The sequence below is a fragment of the Azospirillum sp. genome (genome assembly GCF_035627195.1).
In the GTDB taxonomy this organism is placed as follows: Bacteria; Pseudomonadota; Alphaproteobacteria; order Azospirillales; family Azospirillaceae; genus Azospirillum.
The window spans coordinates 1-17,345 of record NZ_DASPMG010000407.1; the positions used below are offsets into that span (position 1 = coordinate 1).

Annotated in this window: 18 protein-coding genes; 4 read left to right on the forward strand and 14 right to left on the reverse strand. The window is 68.7% G+C overall.

Annotated elements, in window-relative coordinates:
* Positions 1 to 157 precede the first annotated feature (157 nt).
* A complete protein-coding gene (locus VED21_RS34935; RefSeq protein ID WP_324890531.1) occupies positions 158 to 1,489 on the reverse strand; it encodes a GH1 family beta-glucosidase in 1,332 nt (443 codons plus the stop codon).
* A 95-nt stretch (positions 1,490 to 1,584) separates the two neighbouring features.
* Positions 1,585 to 3,000: a GH1 family beta-glucosidase gene (locus tag VED21_RS34940; RefSeq protein WP_324890532.1), complete on the reverse strand. Its 1,416-nt coding sequence runs from the start codon at positions 2,998 to 3,000 to the stop codon at positions 1,585 to 1,587.
* 201 nt (positions 3,001 to 3,201) lie between these two features.
* Here VED21_RS34940 and VED21_RS34945 point away from each other — a divergent pair, with 201 nt between their 5' ends.
* A complete protein-coding gene (locus VED21_RS34945; protein ID WP_324890533.1) occupies positions 3,202 to 3,507 on the forward strand; it encodes a hypothetical protein in 306 nt (101 codons plus the stop codon).
* Between the two features lie 38 nt (positions 3,508 to 3,545).
* Here VED21_RS34945 and rpoZ read toward each other — a convergent pair whose 3' ends face one another.
* Positions 3,546 to 4,001, reverse strand: a complete 456-nt coding sequence (gene rpoZ, locus VED21_RS34950) for a DNA-directed RNA polymerase subunit omega (RefSeq protein WP_324890534.1) — start codon at positions 3,999 to 4,001, stop codon at positions 3,546 to 3,548.
* A 167-nt stretch (positions 4,002 to 4,168) separates the two neighbouring features.
* Between rpoZ and VED21_RS34955 the strand changes: the two genes are divergently transcribed.
* Positions 4,169 to 4,462, forward strand: a complete 294-nt coding sequence (locus tag VED21_RS34955; RefSeq protein WP_324890535.1) for a hypothetical protein — start codon at positions 4,169 to 4,171, stop codon at positions 4,460 to 4,462.
* A 2-nt stretch (positions 4,463 to 4,464) separates the two neighbouring features.
* Here VED21_RS34955 and VED21_RS34960 read toward each other — a convergent pair whose 3' ends face one another.
* The 10 genes from VED21_RS34960 to VED21_RS35005 form a co-directional block, all read right to left on the reverse strand.
* The gene (locus tag VED21_RS34960) at positions 4,465 to 4,806 is read right to left on the reverse strand and encodes a hypothetical protein (RefSeq protein ID WP_324890536.1); all 342 of its coding nucleotides are present in this window, start codon (positions 4,804 to 4,806) and stop codon (positions 4,465 to 4,467) included.
* A gap of 20 nt (positions 4,807 to 4,826) precedes the next feature.
* A complete protein-coding gene (locus VED21_RS34965; RefSeq protein WP_324890537.1) occupies positions 4,827 to 6,341 on the reverse strand; it encodes a ribonuclease J in 1,515 nt (504 codons plus the stop codon).
* A 487-nt stretch (positions 6,342 to 6,828) separates the two neighbouring features.
* A complete protein-coding gene (locus VED21_RS34970; protein WP_324890538.1) occupies positions 6,829 to 8,580 on the reverse strand; it encodes an ABC transporter substrate-binding protein in 1,752 nt (583 codons plus the stop codon).
* 34 nt (positions 8,581 to 8,614) lie between these two features.
* Entirely contained in the window at positions 8,615 to 8,908 is a 294-nt protein-coding gene (locus VED21_RS34975; protein WP_324890539.1) for a DUF2160 domain-containing protein, read from the reverse strand.
* Positions 8,909 to 8,918: 10 nt separating this feature from the next.
* Entirely contained in the window at positions 8,919 to 9,716 is a 798-nt protein-coding gene (locus VED21_RS34980) for a carbohydrate ABC transporter permease (RefSeq protein WP_324890540.1), read from the reverse strand.
* 17 nt (positions 9,717 to 9,733) lie between these two features.
* Positions 9,734 to 10,618 carry a sugar ABC transporter permease gene (locus VED21_RS34985; protein ID WP_324890541.1) on the reverse strand — a complete coding sequence of 295 codons (885 nt, stop codon included), beginning with the start codon at positions 10,616 to 10,618 and terminating at the stop codon, positions 9,734 to 9,736.
* On the reverse strand, positions 10,618 to 11,703 hold the full coding sequence (locus VED21_RS34990) for an ABC transporter ATP-binding protein (RefSeq protein WP_324890542.1): 1,086 nt from the start codon (positions 11,701 to 11,703) through the stop codon (positions 10,618 to 10,620). The genes VED21_RS34985 and VED21_RS34990 overlap by 1 nt, the downstream gene beginning before the upstream one ends.
* A 14-nt stretch (positions 11,704 to 11,717) precedes the next feature.
* A complete protein-coding gene (locus tag VED21_RS34995; RefSeq protein WP_324890543.1) occupies positions 11,718 to 12,806 on the reverse strand; it encodes an ABC transporter ATP-binding protein in 1,089 nt (362 codons plus the stop codon).
* Positions 12,807 to 12,819: 13 nt separating this feature from the next.
* Positions 12,820 to 14,361 carry a glycerol-3-phosphate dehydrogenase gene (gene glpD / locus VED21_RS35000; RefSeq protein ID WP_324890544.1) on the reverse strand — a complete coding sequence of 514 codons (1,542 nt, stop codon included), beginning with the start codon at positions 14,359 to 14,361 and terminating at the stop codon, positions 12,820 to 12,822.
* 92 nt (positions 14,362 to 14,453) lie between these two features.
* The gene (locus VED21_RS35005; protein WP_324890545.1) at positions 14,454 to 15,245 is read right to left on the reverse strand and encodes a DeoR/GlpR family DNA-binding transcription regulator; all 792 of its coding nucleotides are present in this window, start codon (positions 15,243 to 15,245) and stop codon (positions 14,454 to 14,456) included.
* Positions 15,246 to 15,418: 173 nt separating this feature from the next.
* Between VED21_RS35005 and VED21_RS35010 the strand changes: the two genes are divergently transcribed.
* Positions 15,419 to 16,354: a DMT family transporter gene (locus VED21_RS35010; RefSeq protein WP_324890546.1), complete on the forward strand. Its 936-nt coding sequence runs from the start codon at positions 15,419 to 15,421 to the stop codon at positions 16,352 to 16,354.
* 44 nt (positions 16,355 to 16,398) lie between these two features.
* A complete protein-coding gene (locus VED21_RS35015; RefSeq protein ID WP_324890547.1) occupies positions 16,399 to 16,788 on the forward strand; it encodes a carboxymuconolactone decarboxylase family protein in 390 nt (129 codons plus the stop codon).
* A gap of 138 nt (positions 16,789 to 16,926) precedes the next feature.
* Here the strand turns inward: VED21_RS35015 and VED21_RS35020 are convergent.
* A partial coding sequence (locus VED21_RS35020; RefSeq protein ID WP_324890548.1) for an ABC transporter substrate-binding protein occupies positions 16,927 to 17,345 on the reverse strand: 419 nt, incomplete at its 5' end.

A 17,345-nucleotide genomic window follows, 5' to 3' on the forward strand; every position in this document is an offset into this window, starting at 1 on the left:
GCGTCACAAACTCCAGACGCAGGGACATCTTCGACACCTCCTGGAATGGCATGGCCAAGCCCTCGCTAAGCTTCGTCCACGCCCATATGTGTCAATGATGTCCCCGAACACCTGTAAAGGATGTCTCCGGTCTATACACGCCAGCGAAAACCCAACGTCAGGCCTCCACCACCCCGCTCTTCGCCACGGTGCTGAGGAAGTGGTAGCTGTCCTTCGGGATGCGCTGCAGCGTGTCGTAATCCACGCGCACGACGCCGAAGCGCTTGCTCAGCCCGAAGGCCCATTCGAAGTTGTCGAGCAGGCTCCAGCACAGGTAGCCCTTGACGTTGCAGCCCTCCTGCACCGCCTTGCCCACCGCCGCCACGTGGTCGCGCAGGAACGCCACGCGCTCGGCGTCGTGCACCTTGCCGTCCGGGGTCACCACGTCGTCGTACGCCGCCCCGTTCTCGGCGACGTAGACGGCGATGTTGCCATAGTCGTCCCGGAACATCTTCAGCAGGTCGTAGAGCCCGTCGGGCTGCACCGGCCACGCCATGGCGGTCCAGCGGTCGCAGTGCGCGTCGCCCCACCACACGTCGAAGGGATGCCCCTCCTCGTGCTTCATGGTCATGCGCGAGTAGTAGTTGATGCCCAGCAGGTCGATGGGATAGCGGATCGCCTCCTCGTCGCCGGGCTGCACGATGCCCTTCATCTTCTCGGCCATCAGCGGCGGGATCTGCCCGCGCAGCACGCCGTCCAGCGCCACGCGGTTCCACACCGCGTCCCAGCGCGCCGCCGCGGCCACGTTCTCCGGCCGGTCGTCCTCGGCGCGGCAGGGCTGCAGGTTGATGACGGTTCCCAGCGTCAACCCGGAATGTTCCGCCGCGATGGCGCGCAACGCCGCCCCCTGCGCCAGATTCTGGTGGTGCAGGGCGCGCAGCATGCCCATCTCGCCCAGCTTGTGGCCGGGCGCGTGCTCGCCGGTGCCGTAACCGTGCGTGGCGACCACGTTCGGCTCGTTCAGCATCATCCAGTCCTTGACCCGGTCGGCCAGCCGCGCGCTGACGATGCGGGCGTACTCGGCGAACGGCCCGATCACCTCGCGCCCCTGCCAGCCGCCCTTGTCCTCCAGCGGCTGCGGCAGATCCCAGTGGTACAGACAGGCCATGGGCCGTATGCCAGCGGCCAGCAGGCCGTCGACCAGCTTGTCGTAGAAATCCAGCCCCGCCTCGACCACGGCGCCCGAGCCGGTGGGCAGGATGCGCGGCCACGCGATGGAGAAGCGATAGGCGTTGAAGCCCGCGTCCTTCAACAGCCCGATGTCCTCCTGCCAGCGGTGGTAGTGGTCGCAGGCCACCGCGGCGCTGCTGCCGTCCTGGATCTTGCCGGCGGCGGTGAAGGTATCCCACACGCACGGGCCGCGGCCGTCGGCGTCGATCGCCCCTTCGATCTGGTAGGCGGCGGTGGAGGCGCCCCACAGGAAGTCCTTGGGGAAGGTGTAGGTGGTCATGGCGACGGCCTCCTGACGTTATCGGTTTTCCACCAGCATGCCCCAAGGCCATGCGCCGCGCCAACACCATGGTGTCGCGCCTGGGTTGTCGCGGCTCAATACCCCGGCACGCCGTTCATGCGGATGGCGTCGGCGTACCAGTGATAGCTGGCCTTGGGCGTGCGCTTCATGGTGCTGCGGTCGACCTGCACGAGCCCGAAGTGGCGGGCGTAGCCCTCCGCCCATTCGAAGTTGTCCAGCAGGGTCCAGGGGAACCAGCCCTTGAGGTTCGCCCCCTGGCGGATCGCCTCGGCCCCGGCGCGCAGGTGGTCGCGGATGAAGGCGATGCGCTCGCCGTCTTCCGCCTTCCCCTCCGGGCCGACCCAGTCGTAGAAGTCGGCACCGTTCTCCATGATGTAGACCAGCGGGTTGCGGTAACGGTCGCGCAGTTCCAGCAATTGCTCGGTCAGCCCGTCCGGCTCCACCGGCCAGCCCATGCCCGTCACCTTCACGCCCGGAGGCGGCGGGCCGAAGCCGGTGCCGACCAGCCCGCCTGGGTCCGGCTGCTGGTAGAGGCGGCTGTAGTAGTTGATCCCCAGGTAGTTCACCGCCTGGCGGATCACCGCGAGGTCGCCCGGCTTCACCAGCGGCTCGAAGTCCGCAGCCAGCAGGTCCGGATAGCGGCCAAGGAACAGCGGATCCAGGCAGGCGCGGTTCCACAGCGCGTCCCACATCGCCGCCGCAGGACGATTCGCCTCCAGCCCCCCGGCCGGCCGGATCGGCTGCACGCTCAGCACCGTGCCCAGCCGCCACGCCGGCCGGCCGCCGCCGCGCAACGCCCGTATCGCCATGCCCTGAGCGAGGTTCTGGTGGTGGATCGCGGCCATGCAGTTGGCCCGCCCGGTCAGCCCCGGCGCGTGCGTGCCGACACCATGGCCGAAGATGGCGAAGACGTTGGGCTCGTTGAACATGGCCCAGTGGTTCACCCGGTCGCCCAGCCGGCCGGCGACGACGAGGGCGTAGTCGGTGAACCACTGCGCGCTGTCGCGGTTGGTCCAGCCGCCCTTGTCCTGCAAGGCCTGCGGCAGGTCCCAGTGGAACAGGCAGGCCCACGGCTCGATCCCCCGCGCCAGCAGCGCGTCGACCAGCCGTTCGTAGAAGTCCAGCCCCTTGGCGTTGACCGCCCCCTCACCCGTCGGCATGACGCGCGGCCACGCGATGGAGAAGCGGTAGGCGCGCATGCGCGCCCGCGCCATCAGCTCGACGTCTTCCAGGTAGCGGTTGTAGTGGTCGCAGGCGGCGTCGCCGGTATCGCCGTTCGCCACCTTGCCGGGGGTGCGGCTGAAGGTGTCCCAGATGCTGGGCGCGCGGCCATCGGCCTCCACCGCCCCTTCGATCTGATAGGACGAGGTGGAGACGCCCCAGACGAAACCCTCGGGGAAGCGGTCCACGGGCGCGCCCTGCGCGAAGGCAGCGGCGCGCGGCGTCAACGCGGCGCCGGCCAGCGCCCCCAGAAAACCTCTTCGGCGCATGCTCGCCCTCCCCGATCGTCCCGTTGCGGCCCCGCACACCTAAGGCGGATCGCGGCGGCGTTCAACGGTCCTCGGCGAGCGGTGGCGAGCCGGCGCCCATCACATTGACGCCATCACATTGACGATGGTCAAATTCCCATTGAATTTCCCGATTTCCACGGGCTAAGTCAGGGAAAACACATGCATGAAATGGGAGATCCTATGGCCACTGCGATGAACGGATCCGCGTGCGCGGATGCGGCGGGTCCTGCTTGGTATCCGGCGAGCCTTCCTTTTGTGATCGTCGCCTATCTGTGCCTGTGCGCGGTTCCGTTGCTCAACGACACGGTGCTCTCCTGGGTGGTCCGCGGGACCGGCGCCATCGGGGTGCCCGCCTATGTCGCCGCCTGGAGTGCCGTGGTGTCTCTCGGCGCCATTTCCATCGCCGTGGTTGCCGTTCCCGTGCTGCTGTTCTGGCTGCTGCGCAACGCCCTTCGAGGCGCTTCAGGTCAGCACAGCAAAGGCTGAGACCCGCTCCCAGCCTTTGCCGCCTGAAACCGGCTGATTCACGGGCCGCGATCGCCGTCGGCGTCGCGGCCGACCACGTCGTCCTCCGTCATGCCGAAGGCGCGCTCGGGGTCGCCGTCCATGTCGGACAGCAGGTCATCCTCCTCGCCGATGTCTTCCTCGGCGTCGCTCATGGCGTCGTCATCGGCGAAGGAGTTGTCCTCGCGGCCGGCCCAGTCGTTCTCGCCGGCCATCAGCTCGACGATCTCCTCCTCAGGCTCGGTGCTCTCGATGCGGCGCTGGTGACCGCGGATCAGCGCGTCCTTCAGCGCGTCGGGGGACACCGTCTCCTCGGCGATCTCGCGCAACGCCACGACGGGGTTCTTGTCGTTGTCGCGTTCGATCGACAGCGGTGCGCCGGACGCGATGGCGCGTGCCCGCTGGGCGGCGGCCATGACCAAGTCGAAGCGGTTGGGGATCTTGAGGACGCAGTCCTCGACGGTGACGCGGGCCATGCGGTGACCTCCTTCCTTTCTGTGCGTCCCTGGACCTGTGCACCCGAACCGGGCGCGTCAACCGCCCTCTACCGATCGTAGGAGGCGATCGGGGGAGGCGATCGGGAGAGGAACGGCGCCGCCCCCCTTCTGTTTGGACAGGGGCAACCGACAGGAGGAGGAACGGCATGGGTTCCGACAGGATCCACGGCGACCAGCGCGATGAGCCGCTGGACTTCCGCGACACGCGGCGCGGCAAGTCGGTGGACGAGGAGAAGGGCGGCTTCCAGAACGTGGAAGGCCCCGGCGCCGACCCGTCCGAGCGCGCCATCGGCAGCGCCCCCGGCAGCGAGGAGGCCCGCGCCCTCGACCGCGGGGAGGAGGCGGAGAATCTCGATGTCGGTCCCGGCGTCGACTCCGCCACCACCGGCAGCCCGCAGGCCCCGACGACCGGGGCCGGCAAGGGGACCGGCAACCGCTAGGACTATACCTCCCGCTGCGCCCCGCGGCGGCGCTTGCGGTCGCGGTTGACCTTCTGGATGCGGTCGATGAGGTCGCCCATGGCGGCGGCCTCGTCGACCTCGCCCAGGTGCAGCAGCACCCGGACGTAGGTGTCGATCACGCCCAGCACGGCTTCCTCGTCGGTGATGCCGTGCGCCGGGCGGCCCAGCGCGTCGACGATCAGCGTGCCGCTGTCGGCCAGCGCCTCGGCAACCTCGTTGACGGCCTCGGCGAGGGATCCGTCATCCTCCTCCCAGGCGGTGAAGACCGGGTCGAGGATGTCGGGGAACGCCAGCCGGTCGGCGGAGGCGGGATATCCTGCCATCGTTCACTCCGTTCTGTGCCCTACGCCGCCAGACGCTCCGGAACGGTGTCCGGATACAGCACGGCGTCGGGGTTCCAGGCGATGATCTCCTGGCCGGTGTCGGCCAGGCGCTTCGGCTCTATATGGTCGATCACGGCGGCGCCGGCGGTGCGGGACAGGCGGATGAAGTCGCCGTCCTCGGACACTACCGCCGCTTCCACGCCCCAAGCGCGAGCGAGGCGAGCGTGTTCCTCCAGGTGCTCCAGCGTGCCGTGCACCGGCACCGCGAAGCGCGGGCGGACGAGGTCGTACATGCGCAGCAGGTCGTCCCGCTTGGGATGGCCCGACACGTGGACCGGCGCCTCGTTCGGCGTCACCACCTCCACCCCCATGGCGCGCAGGTGGTCCTGCACGTCGCCGATGGCCTCCTCGTTGCCGGGGATCATGCGGGCGGAGAAGATGGCCGTGTCGCCGCGCTGCAGCCACAGCTCGCGGTGGTTGTTGCGGGCGATGCGGCTCAGCGCCGCGCGGTCCTCGCCCTGGCTGCCGGTGCACAGCAGGACCAGGTTGCGCCGGTCGGTCCACGAGGCCTCCTCCAGCCCCATGAAGTCCGGCAGTCCCTCGAAGTAGCCGCAGGCCTGCGCCGCCTTGGCCATGCGCAGCATGGAGCGGCCGGCCAGCACGACCCGGCGGTCGTTGGCCGCGGCAGCCTCGACCACCGCCTTCATGCGGGCGATGTTGCTGGCGAAGCCGGTGACGGCGATCGCCCCCTTGCGCCCCGCGAAGGCGGCGACCAGACCGGCGCGGGCGTCGGCTTCCGACCCGGTGGAGCCGTCGACGTTGGCGTTGGTGCTGTCGCACATCATCGCCAGCAGCCCCTCGTCGCCCAGGCGCCGGAGTGCCGCGAAGTCGGTGGTGCGGCCGACCAGCGGATCGGGGTCGAACTTCCAGTCACCGGTGTGCAGCACCGTGCCGGCGTCCGTGCGGATGGCCAGTGCCACCGGCTCGGGGATCGAGTGGGTGACGGCGATCGTCTCCACCCGGAAGGGGCCGAGCTTCAGCGTGTCGCCGATGCCGAAGGTGCGCACGCGCACCTGCCGCAGGGAACCGGCCTCCTTCAGCCGCTCCTTGATGATCTCGGTGGCGAAGGGACTGGCGTAGATCGGGCACTTCAGGCGCGGCCACAGGTGGTGGATGGCTCCGATATGGTCCTCGTGCGCGTGGGTGACGACGAGGCCGACCACGTCCTCCATGCGATCCTCGATGAACGAGGGATCGGCCATCAGCGCGTTGATGCCCGGCGCCTCGTCGCCCATGAAGGCGACGCCGGCGTCGACGATCAGCCATTTCCCGTCGTGCCCGTACAGCGCCATGTTCATGCCGATGCGCGAGCAGCCGCCCAGCGGCAGGAACAGGATCTCGTCCTTGCCCGGCGTCGGGCCGGGGATCTTGCGGCGCGGGCCGCCGTGGCTGACGACGGGGAAATGATGCTCTGCGCGCTGCACACGGGTGCCGCCGCGCGGCGCCGAGCGGCGCCGTTTCACATTAACAGTCATGCGTCCTTCGTTCTTCTTGTTCGCTTGCGTGTGAGCCGGCATTCGACGCTGCCGGACGGGCGTGCATCACGGACGGATGCGGGATGGGGGACCTCCCCGGCACGCGCGGCGGCGCCAGGACAAGGAAATCTTGCCGAGGCAGCCGGCGTGCACGCGCCGGAGAGGGGCTCGACAACGCACCGAAAAAGGCGCGCCGAACCAGGAATTTCGGGAGGGTGGTCGAAAATTGCCGACGGATCACCACCGATCGGCAACGGTTGTTTAGGTGGGCATTCCCGCGCCGTCTTCAAGAGGCCTGCGGGATTCTTGCATCGGTGCGGCCGGATCGTCTTCAGATCGGACCGCATTTTTCTGAGGCGTTCATCACGAGGGTTTATATGGACCCCACACGCACCGCATCAAGACAATTCGAACGCATTTTCGGGGGATCAGCCATGTCCCTTCCGGGACGGGCGGATGGGGGCCCAGCGCGTGGGCCCCCACACCCTCACTTCATCGCGGCCTTCTTCGGCGGGGACGCCGGCCAGGACTTGATCAACTGGTCGTAGTCCACCGTCTCCCCCTTCGGCTTCTCGTTCGACAGCTTGCGCTGCGGGGCGACGTTGCCGTCCTTCTCGGCCTTGGCGAACCAGAACTCGGCCGATTCCTTCTTGTTCAGCTTCGGCCCGCACTCGCCCTGCACGCCCGACTTCTCAAGCCGCTCCAGCACGGAGTCCTGCGCCGCCGCTAGCGCGTCCATGGCCGCCTGCGGCGTCTTGGCGCCCGACGACGCGTCGCCGATGTTCTGCCACCACAGCTGCGCCAGCTTCGGGTAGTCCGGGATGTTGTTGCCCGTTGGCGTCCATTGCACCCGTGCGGGCGAGCGGTAGAATTCCACCAGCCCGCCCAGTTTGGGCGCCCGCTCGGTGAAGCTCTTGTCCCAGATGTCGCTCTCGCGCACAAAGGTCAGGCCGACGTGGCTCTTCTTCAGGCTGACGGTCTTGGACACGGTGAACTGCGCGTACAGCCACGCCGCCTTGCGCCGGTCCACCGGCGTGGACTTCAGCAATGTCCACGATCCGGCGTCCTGGTAGCCCAGCTTCATGCCGTCCTTCCAGTACGACCCGTGCGGCGAAGGGGCCATGCGCCACTTGGGCGTGCCGTCGGCGTTCACCACCGGCAGCCCGTCCTTCACCATGTCGGCGGTGAAGGCGGTGTACCAGAAGATCTGCTGCGCCACGTTGCCCTGCGCCGGCACCGGCCCGGATTCCGAGAAGGTCATGCCGGCCGCCTGCGGCGGCGCGTACTTCTTCAGCCACTCCGTGTACTTGGTGATGGCGTAGACCGACGCCGGCCCGTTGGTGTCGCCGCCGCGCTCGACCGAGGAGCCGACCGGGCGGCAGCCCTCCATGCGCACGCCCCACTCGTCCACCGGCAGACCGTTGGGGATGCCGCGGTCGCCGTTGCCGGCCATGGACAGCCACGCGTCGGTGAAGCGCCAGCCCAGCGACGGGTCCTTCTTGCCGTAATCCATGTGGCCGTAGACCTTGACGCCGTCGATCTCCTTCACGTCGTTGGTGAAGAACTCGGCGACGTCCTCGTACGCCGACCAGTTGACCGGCACGCCCAGGTCATAGCCGTATTTGGCCTTGAACCTCTCCTTCAGGTCGGCGCGCTGGAACCAGTCGTAGCGGAACCAGTAGAGGTTGGCGAACTGCTGGTCGGGCAGCTGGTACAGCTTGCCGTCCGGGCCGGTGGTGAAGGACTTGCCGATGAAGTCGTTGACGTCCAGCGTCGGCAGGGTGACGTCCTTGCCCTCCCCGGCCATCCAGTCGCTGAGCGGAATGGCCTGCTTGTAGCGGAAATGGGTGCCGATCAGGTCGCTGTCGTTGATCCAGGCGTCGTAGATGTTCTTGCCCGACTGCATCTGCGTCTGGATCTTCTCCACCACGTCGCCCTCCTGGATGAGGTCGTGGCGCAGCTTGATGCCGGTGATCTCGCTGAAGGCCTTGGCGAGGACGCGGGCCTCGTACTCATGCGTGGTAATGGTTTCGGAGACGACGTTGATCTCCATGCCGGCGAAGGGTTTCGCGGCGTTGATGAACCACTCCATCTCCTTCAGCTGCTCTTCCTTGGACAGCGTGGAGGGCTGGAATTCGCTGTCGATCCAGCGCCGCGCCGCCTCCATGTCGGCGAAGGCCGGTGATGCAGCGATCAGCAGGGCCGCCGCCGAGGCGGTGGCCAGACACAGGTTGCGCATTGTTTCCTCCCCTTCCTTGTATTGATCAGTTTCCTCACACCCAGCGGAACACCGCCGCGGCGTAGACAAGCGCCAGGATGGATGCGTAGTGCAGTTCCGGCCCCACCAGTCCCAGCCAGGCGAGGTGGATGAAGGCGCTGCCCAGCAGCGTGATGAACAGCCGGTCGCCACGCGTGGTGGTGATGCCCAGGATGCCCGGCCGCGCCAGCTCCGGCCGGTTCAGCGCCAGCAGGGTCAGCAGCGCCAGCAACGCGGCGATCACGGCGAAGAAGGTCCCGGTCTGCCACGTCCACGCCATCCAGGCGAAGTCCATGCCGAGGAATTCCATGGCGGCCTCCTCACACCCGGCCCAGGGCGAAGCCCTTGGCGATGTAGTTGCGCACGAACCAGATGACGAGCGCCCCCGGCACAATGGTCAGCACGCCCGCCGCCGCGAGCAGGCCCCAGTCCATGCCGGCGGCCGACACGGTGCGCGTCATGGTGGCGGCGATCGGCTTGGCGTCCACCGACGTCAGCGTGCGCGCCAGCAGCAGTTCGACCCAGCTGAACATGAAGCAGAAGAAGGCGGTGACGCCGATGCCGCTGGCCACCAGCGGCGTGAAGATCTTCACGAAGAAGTGCGGGAAGCTGTAGCCGTCCAGGTACGCCGTCTCGTCGATCTCGCGCGGCACGCCGGACATGAAGCCTTCCAGGATCCACACCGCCAGCGGCACGTTGAACAGGCAGTGCGCCAGCGCCACCGCCAGCGGCGTGTCGAACAGCCCGATGGCCGAATACAGGTTGAAGAACGGCAGCGCGAACACCGCCGGTGGCGCCATGCGGTTGGACAGCAGCCAGAAGAACAGGTGCTTGTCGCCCACGAAGCGGAAGCGCGAGAAGGCGTACGCCGCCGGCAGCGCCAGCGCGATCGACAGCACCGTGTTCAGCGCCACGTATTGCAGCGAGTTGAGATAACCCGAATACCAGGACTCGTCGGTGAAGATGCGGACGTAGTTCTCGAACGTCAACCGGTGCGGCCACAGCGTGACGCCGCCGACGATCTCCATGTTCGTCTTCAGGCTCATGTTGACCAGCCAATAGATCGGCAGCAACAGGAATACGAGGTATAGGCCCAGCACGATCCGCGCGCGCAGCATGGCTCAACTCCTTGCCCTTAATTTCTCTGGGCATCCATGCGGGTCATCACCGTGTAGAAGACCCAGCACACCGCGAGGATGATCAGGTTGTAGACGATGGACAGCGCCGCCGCCTTGCCCAGGTCGAACTGCCCCAGCGCCAGCTTGACGAGGTCGATGGACACGAAGGTGGTCGAATTGCCCGGCCCGCCGCCGGTCACCACGAACGGCTCGGTGTAGATCATGAAGCTGTCCATGAAGCGCAGCAGCACGGCGATCAGCAGCACCCGGTGCATCTTCGGCAGCTGGATGTTGCGGAAGATCGCCCAGCGCGACGCCCCGTCGATCCGCGCCGCCTGATAGAACGCGTCGGGGATCGACCGCAGCCCGGCGTAGCACAGCAACGCCACCAGCGACGTCCAGTGCCACACGTCCATGGCGATGATGGTCACCCACGCCGACAGCGGGTCGGCCGTGTAGTTGTAGGGGATGCCCAGCCGGTTGACGGCCCAACCCAAGAGGCCGATGTCCTCGCGCGCGAAGATCTGCCAGATGGTGCCGACCACGTTCCACGGGATCAGCAGCGGCAGCGCCATCACCACCAGCGTCGCCGCCACCCGCCAGCCCTCACGCGGCATGCTCAGCGCCACCGCGATGCCCAGCGGCACCTCGATCGCCAGGATGAGTGCGGAGAACAGCAGGTTGCGCCACAGCGCGTCGAAGAAGCGGCCGCCCAGGTCGGTGGTGGGGTCCAGCAGTTCCTGGTACCAGCCGATGCCGTTCCAGAAGAACTGGTTGTTGCCGAAGGTGTCCTGCACCGAATAGTTCACCACGGTCATCAGCGGCACGATCGCCGAGAAGGCGACGATCAGCAGCACCGGCAGGACCAGCAGCCACGCGCCCTGGTTGACGGGCCTGTCCATCACGCAGCCTCCCCTTCCACCAGATGCCCGTCGGCGTAGACGTGCACCATGGCCGGGTCGAACAGCAGCGACGCCTCCTCCCCCGCCACGCTCAGCGTTTCCGGAACGGTGGCGGCCAGCGGCAGGCCGGCCAGTTCCACCTTGGCGATGCGCACGCGGCCCAGGTCGTCGATGCGGCGCACGCGCACCGGCAGGCCGGCCCCGGCCGGCGCCAGCGTCGCGAACTCCGGCCGCACGCCGATCTCCACGCGGCTGCCGCCGTTCAAATGGGGGTAGCCGCGCGCCAGCGTCAGCGCGTGCCCGCCGACCACCGCCTGCCGCCCGGCGACCTCCGCCGGCAGCAGGTTCATGCCCGGCGAGCCGATGAAGTGCCCGACGAAGGTGTGCGCCGGCCGCTCGAACAGCTCGTCCGGGCGGCCGATCTGCACCACCGCACCGTCGTGCATGACCACCACCGTGTCGGCGAAGGTCAGCGCCTCCGTCTGGTCGTGCGTCACGTAGATCATGGTGAGGTCCAGCGCCCGGTGCAGCGCCTTCAGCTTCGAACGCAGCTCCCACTTCAGGTGCGGGTCGATGACGGTCAGCGGCTCGTCGAACAGGATGGCCGCCACGTCCGGCCGCACCAGCCCGCGGCCCAGCGAGATCTTCTGCTTGGCGTCCGCCGTCAGCCCGCGCCCGCGCCGGTTCAGGTCGGGCGTCAGGTCCAGCAACGCCGCGATCTCCCGCACCCGCGCGTCCACCGCCGCCCCGCGCAGGCCGCGGTTGCGCAGCGGAGAGGCGAGGTTCTCGTAGACCGTCATGGTGTCGTAGACGACGGGGAACTGGAACACCTGGGCGATGTTGCGCGCCTCCGTCGGCAGTTCCGTCACGTCGCGCCCGTCGAACAGCACCCGCCCTTCGCTGGGCACCAGCAGGCCGGAGATGATGTTCAGAAGCGTCGTCTTCCCGCACCCTGACGGCCCCAGCAGCGCGTAGGCCCCGCCCTGCTCCCAAACGTGGTCCATGGGCTTCAGCGCGTAGTCCTTCGGCCCCGCCGGTTTGGCGGTATAGCTGTGCGCGAGGTTCTGCAGCTCGATGCGCGCCACGGTCCCCTCCCCCCTCAGGCCGCCAGGACCAGCGGCGGGGCCGCGGCCAGCGTCCCGTCGTGGCCGAACACGAACAGGCGGTGCTGGTCGATGTAGACCTCGATCCGCTCGCCCGGCTCCACCTCCAGCACGCCGCGCGTCACCGCCACCCAGCGGTCGGTGCCGACGTCCACGTGCACGAAGCTCTCCGATCCCGTGATCTCGCTGACCGCCACGGTCCCCGCCACCGCGACGGCCTCGGGGTCCGGACGCTGGAGGTACAGGTGGTCGGCGCGGAAGCCGATGGTGTAGCTGTCGTCCGGCAGGGCCGAGAGCACGCCGCGCGCCGCCCCGTGCTCCCCCGTCGCCAGCACCAGCTGCGCCCCGCGCTTGTGCACCCGCATGGTGTTGAGCGGCGGGTCGGAGAAAACGCGGGCGCTGGTCAGGTTGGCCGGCCGGCGGTAGACGTCGGGCGTGCGGCCGAACTGCGCCAGCCGCCCTTCCCACAGCGTCGCCGTGTTGCCGCGCAGCAGCAGCGCCTCCGTCGGCTCCGTGGTGGCGTAGACGAAGATGGCGCGGCTGGCCGCGAAGATCTTCGGCAGCTCCTCCCGCAGCTCCTCGCGCAGCTTGTAGTCCAGGTTGGCCAGCGGCTCGTCCAGCAGGACCAGCTGCGCGTCCTTGACCAGCGCGCGGGCGATGGCGGTGCGCTGCTGCTGCCCGCCGGACAGGTGCAGCGGCGTGCGGTCAAGGTACGGCTCCAGCTTTAAAAGCCGTGCGGCTTCCCGCACCTTGGCGTCGATCTCCGCCTTCGGCCGCTTCGCCACCCGCAGCGGCGAGGCGATGTTCTCGTACACCGTCAGCGTGGGATAGTTGATGAACTGCTGATAGACCATGGCGACGGAGCGGTTGCGCACGTGCACCCCCGTCACGTCCCGCCCGTCCGCCAGCACGCGCCCGGCCGACGGCTGATCCAGCCCCGCCATCAGCCGCATCAGCGTCGTCTTGCCCGACAGCGTCGGGCCCAGCAGCACGTTCAGCGAGCCGCGCTCCAGCGTCAGCGACACGCCCTCCACGTGCGTGTGCCCGGCCACGTGCCGGCTGACGTTGTCCAACACAAGGCTCACGTGCACTCTCCCATCATTCCGCCGCCTCGCCCGACGCTTCCGCCCGCGCCGCCCGCACTTCCGCCATGTAGGCGTCGAGCGCCGCCACCTGTTCCGGCTTCAGCCGCAGCCCCAGCTTGGAGCGGCGCCACAGCACGTCGTCCGCCGTCTCCGCCCACTCCTCCCGCATCAGGTAACGGACCTCCGCCTCGGTCAGGGTAGCGCCGAAGTCGCGACCCAGGTCCTCGCGCCGCCGGGCACCGCCCAGCACCACCCGTGTGCGCGTGCCATAGGCGCGCACCAGCCGCGCCAGATGCTCCCGCCCGGCGAACGGGTAACGCTCCATCAGTTCGGCCACCAGCGCCTCCGCCCCGTCCACGGGGAAGTCGCCGCCGGGCAGCGCCGCCTTGCTCGACCAACCGTCGGCACCCTTCGCCAGTTGCGGCATCAGCGGCGCCAGATTGGCCAGCGCCGCATCGGCCAGCCGCCGGTAGGTGGTGATCTTGCCGCCGAAGATGCTGAGCAGCGGCGGCGCTCCCGCCGGCGCGTCCAGCGCCAGCACATAGTCGCGCGTCGCCGCCTGCGCCGCCGTGGCGCCGTCGTCGTACAGCGGGCGCACGCCGGAATAGGTCCAGACCACGTCGTCCGGCGTGACGGGCTTTGCGAAATACTCGCTGGCCGCCGCGCACAGGTACGCCACCTCCTCCGCCGAGGCGTGCACGGCGCGCGGGTGACCCTGGTAGTCGCGGTCGGTGGTGCCGATCAGCGTGAAGTCGCGCTCGTACGGGATGGCGAAGACGATGCGCCCATCGCCGTTCTGGAAGATGTAGCAGCGCTCATGATCGAACAGCCGCGGCACGACGATGTGCGATCCCTGCACCAGCCGGATCCGGTGGCCGAGGTCGGCGCGCACGCCCTGCTCCAGCACCTCCGCCACCCAGGGGCCGGCGGCGTTGACCAGCGCGCGGGCACGGATGCTGGAGCGGCGGCCGCTGCGCGCGTCCTCGACGCCCACCGTCCACAGTCCTTCGCTGCGGTAGGCGTTGACGAAGCGCGTGCGGGTGCGGACGACGGCGCCCATGCGGGCGGCGTCCTGCGCGTTCAGCACCACCAGCCGCGCGTCCTCCACCCAGCAATCCGAATATTCGAAGGCACGCCCGAACCCCGGCTTCAGCGGCGCCCCGGCCGGGTCGCTGCGCAGGTCGAGGGAACGCGTGCCCGGCAGCCTGTCGCGCCCGCCCAGGTGGTCGTAGAGGAACAGGCCCAGCCGCAGGAACCACCCTGGGCGCAGCCCCGGCAGGTGCGGAAGCACGAAGCGCAGCGGCCAGATGATGTGCGGCGCCATGCGCCACAGCACCTCCCGCTCCTGCAAGGACTCGCGGACCAGCCGAAACTCGTAATACTCCAGGTAGCGCAGGCCGCCGTGGATCAGCTTCGTCGAAGCCGACGAGGTGCCGGACGCCAGATCGCCTTGCTCGCACAGGTAGACGGAGCACCCGCGCCCGGCCGCGTCCCGCGCGATGCCGCAGCCGTTGATGCCGCCCCCGACGATGGCAAGGTCATAGACCTCCGCCATCCCGCCCCTCCATTTGTTTTGCAGGCAAACGGTATCGGAGTTCGGGTGCGCGCACAATACGAAAAAAGTGAAAGCAATGCGAAAGGGGACCGCTACTCCCGCCCGTCGGCCGCCCCCTCCCGCAGCACCTCCTCCACTTGGACGCCGACGTCGCGACAGATGCGCGCCAGCCGCTCGGACGGCAGCTCGTCCGTGACGAAGGTGTGGACCTGGGAGATGTGGCCGATGCGCACGGGGGCCGTGCGTTCCAGCTTGCTTCGGTCGGCCACCAGGACGACGTGGCGGGCGTTGGCGATGATCGCCTGCGACACGCGAACCTCGCGGTAGTCGAAGTCCAGGAGCGCCCCGTCCTCGTCGATGGCCGAGGCGCCGATCAGCGCGAAATCGACCTTGAACTGGTTGAAGAAGTCGATGGCCGCTTCGCCGACGATGCCGCCGTCGGACCGGCGTACCACGCCGCCGGCGACGATCACCTCGATGTGCGGTTCCGGGCGCAGGATGTTGGCGACGTTGATGTTGTTGGTGATGACCACCAGCCCCGACCGCCCCTGCAGCGCCCGCGCCACCTCCTCCGTCGTCGTGCCGATGTTGATGAACAGCGACGAATGGTCGGGCACAAGATCCGCCGCGCGCTGGCCGATGCGCCGCTTCTCCTCCTGCGCGATCAGCCGCCGCGCCTCATAGCCCAGGTTCTCCACCCCCGACCCGGCCACGGCGCCGCCGTGCACGCGCTGCAACAGGCGCCGGTCGCACAGGTCATTCAGGTCCTTGCGGATGGTCTGCGGCGTGACGTTGAAGCGCAGCGCCAGATCCTCGACCACCACGCGACCGAGCGAGCGGGCGAGCGACAGGATTTCCGTCTGCCGGGGGGTCACCATGTCCATGACCCTATTCAACCAGCAACCGAGGTTCGCGGGCAAGTTCATTCGAAAGCGGAGGGCGAAAGCCTGGACGAAAGCAGACGGGGGCGCGCAACGCTGATGGCCGGGATGGGCATTGGACTTCGTGTGCGAATGCTGGTTTTCCAAGCTGTCCCCCACGCCCGGAAGCGAAGCCCATGGATGGCCGGAACCCGATCGCCCCCGAACGCGGCCCGTCCGCGACCACCGCGGCCCTGCCCCCCGCCGTGGACGAGCGCGCGTCGGGACGCATCGGCATCGTCTGGATGGTGCTGACGACCCTGCTGTTCGTCAGCCAGGACGCCTGCACCCGCGTGCTGCTGCAAAGCTACCCGCTGCTGGAGGTGGCGTGGGGCCGCTACGCCGTGCACATGCTGGTGGCGGCGGTGTTCGTCGGCTGGCGGATGCCGCACCTCATGCGCTCGCGCCGGCTGCCGCTGCAGCTCGTCCGCTCCGCGCTGCTGCTGGCGATCACGCTGCTGGCCAGCACGGCGTTCGGCATGCTGCCCTTCGTCGACGTCACGGCCATTCTGACGCTGACACCCGTGCTGATCACCGCCCTGTCCGTGCCGTTGCTGGGGGAGACGGTGGGCTGGCGGCGCTGGCTGGGCGTGCTGGCGGGCCTGTGCGGCGCCATGCTGATCGTCGGGCCGGCCAGCGGCGCCTTCCATTGGGCGGTGGCGCTGCCGCTGGGCGCCGTCGTCGCCAACGCGCTGTACCAGATCGTCACGCGCATGCTCAGCACCAGCGACCGGCAGCCGACCACCTTCTTCTACACCAGCCTCGTCGGCACGCTGGTGTGCACGGCCGCCCTGCCCTTCGTCTGGGTCACGCCGGATGCCGGCGGCTGGGCGCTGATGATCCTGCTGGGGGCGCTGGGTGCGGGCAGCCACTTCTGCCTGATCCGCGCCTTCACCGCCGCCCCGGCCGCCACCGTGGCACCCTTCGGCTACACCACGCTGATCTGGGCCAACCTGTTCGGCATCGTCGCCTTCGGCGAGTTGCCCAGCGCCGCCACCCTGACCGGGGCGGCCGTGATCGTGGCCAGCGGCATCTACATCTTTTACCGCGAACAGGTGCGGCGCCCGCGCTAGCGTTGTACCCTTCCGCCCATCGAAAGCCGAGGAGGAACACCGCCGTGCCGCTGCCGCCCATCGACCACGCCGACGCTTTGCCCGAGGTGCGGGCCGTCTACGACGACATCAAGGCGACCCGCCACGTGCCGGACGTTAACAACTTCTGGAAGGTGCTTGCGCACCACCCGGCAACGCTGAAGCGCACCTGGGAGAGCCTGAAGGAGGTGATGGCCCCCGGCGCGCTCGACCCCGCGGTGAAGGAGATGATCTATCTGGCGGTCAGCGTCACCAACAACTGCACCTACTGCATCCGCTCGCACGAGGCGGCGGCACGCCGGGCCGGCATGACCGACGCCCAGTTCGGCGAATTGATGGCCGTCGTCGCCATGGCGAACGAGACCAACCGCCTCGCCAACGGCTATCAGGTGGAGTTGGATCCGCAGTTGCGCTGATCCCGCGCGCTGAAAGCCGTCGCGACGGTTATGCAGCGGGTCGTTGCCGGGCGTCTCGGCGAACCGGGCCGGTCCCCACGCAGGCCGGCCCGGTTGCCCTTGGGAAACCACTGTCAGGAACCCGGCGCCCCCAACCGCTCACATCTCGCTGTAAGACCCGTTGCGCCAGACGTAGAGCGAATAGGCCGGGTCCTTCACGTCGCCCTTCGCGTCGAAGGCCAGCGGGCCGAGCACCGTGTCGACCGGCTGGCCGGTCTTCAGCGCCTTGGCGATGTCCAGCGGCTTCAGGCTTTTGGCGCGCTCGGCACCGGCGGCGATGGTCTGCACGCCGGCCGTGCTGAACAGGGTGAAGCCCTCCGGATCGAAGCCCTGCGCCTTGAACTTCGCCACCATATCCTTGGCCGCCGGGCTGTTGCGCGGCTCCTTGGGGAAGCTCATCATGGTGCCTTCGCCGGACGGGCCGGCGATCTTCCAGAAGTCCGGGTTGGCCATGCTGTCGCCGGTCATCAGCGTGGCGTTCAGCCCCTGCTCGCGCGACTGGCGGATCAGCAGCCCGG